2 protein-coding genes are annotated in these 1,145 nt (G+C 38.6%); both read left to right on the top strand.

Features of this window, described 5'->3' with window-relative positions:
• The first annotated feature begins 53 nt into the window (after positions 1–53).
• Positions 54–692: a hypothetical protein gene (locus VHA02S_RS24850; RefSeq protein WP_038899634.1), complete on the top strand. Its 639-nt coding sequence runs from the start codon at positions 54–56 to the stop codon at positions 690–692.
• 105 nt (positions 693–797) lie between these two features.
• Positions 798–1,133, top strand: coding sequence for an energy transducer TonB (locus VHA02S_RS24845; protein ID WP_010648852.1), 336 nt, complete (start codon positions 798–800; stop codon positions 1,131–1,133).
• Positions 1,134–1,145 lie beyond the last annotated feature (12 nt).

Here is a 1,145-nt window from a genome sequence, read left to right as displayed (position 1 = left end):
TTGCTCACACCTTAACAGGGCGTTATGTGTATTAATTGACTAAGGAGAGAAAATTGTTTGAAGGAATCAATATTCGAAATGTAGTTGAGCACTACAATAAGAGAGAAAATGCTCATAAATTATTAACAAGATATTTTGCAAACGAAAAAGTAGACGATTACTGTCAGTTAGCTTTAGGAATAGAACTACCTGAAGGTAATTACAGTGCATCTGAGCATTTTCTTGGTCCTAAAGTATTAAGCGCCAGTCCCGCCTCCTCTGTTTTTCAATTAGCGAGCAAACTGAAATCAGCACAAGACGTGAATCACGTCCCGAAAACGATCTATGACTCAAACCTGCCATATCTGCGTATCAGTGTTGGCTCTGAGATCGCAATGATGCTTAACCCAAATGATTTTTGGGTTGGGAATGTGAGGACAATTTATACTCATCTAATCATCAAGCACAAAGGGAATATATCTTTAGCTAATGAAGAATTAGCTCTTTATAAAGAGCCTGAGCCAAATAAGTCACGACCATCCAAAATGGAATATCAAATCTGGCGAGACTTATACCTTTCCCTTGAGCCTAGTTTAATTCAGCTTACAAATATGGGGCGAGATATTGCTGAATCTGAAGGCTTAGAGAGTGGTAGCAAATGTTTTATGTGGGCTGATGCCCTGTGCTCTGAGATTTATGCAACATACACATAACAAAGCATTTAAGAGTGATTCGCAACGCTTGGCAGTTTCGCTTCGCTCAAGTGTAGCCAAGCGCCGCTCACACCTTAATGCGGCGTTATGTGTCAGAGAGAGATTATGAGATTTTTGCAATTATTTATCTTGATCTTAGTAGTAGGGTGTTCAAGTTCTGTAGAAAACACTTACTCATCGGAATATTTAGATCTAGAGCCAATAGAGTTTGTATCGCCGAGATACCCTAAAGTTGCAGTAGAGAATAACCTGTCAGGGTATGTGGTCATGACGTTTAACATTACTAAAAATGGAGATGTGGCTGATATTGTTGTAATCGATTCCACCCCAAAGGGGATCTTTGAAAAGGTAGCTGTACAAGCGTTGTCCAAATGGAAATATGAGCCACTTGAAGATGTTGAGCTTATTGCTCAAAAACAAAAATTAGTCTTTAAAATCTAACACATAACAAAT

Origin of the sequence: Vibrio harveyi NBRC 15634 = ATCC 14126 = KCTC 12724, from assembly GCF_001591145.1 — a bacterium.
GTDB lineage: Bacteria > Pseudomonadota > Gammaproteobacteria > Enterobacterales > Vibrionaceae > Vibrio > Vibrio harveyi.
This window is presented reverse-complemented; position numbering and strand designations above follow the sequence as displayed.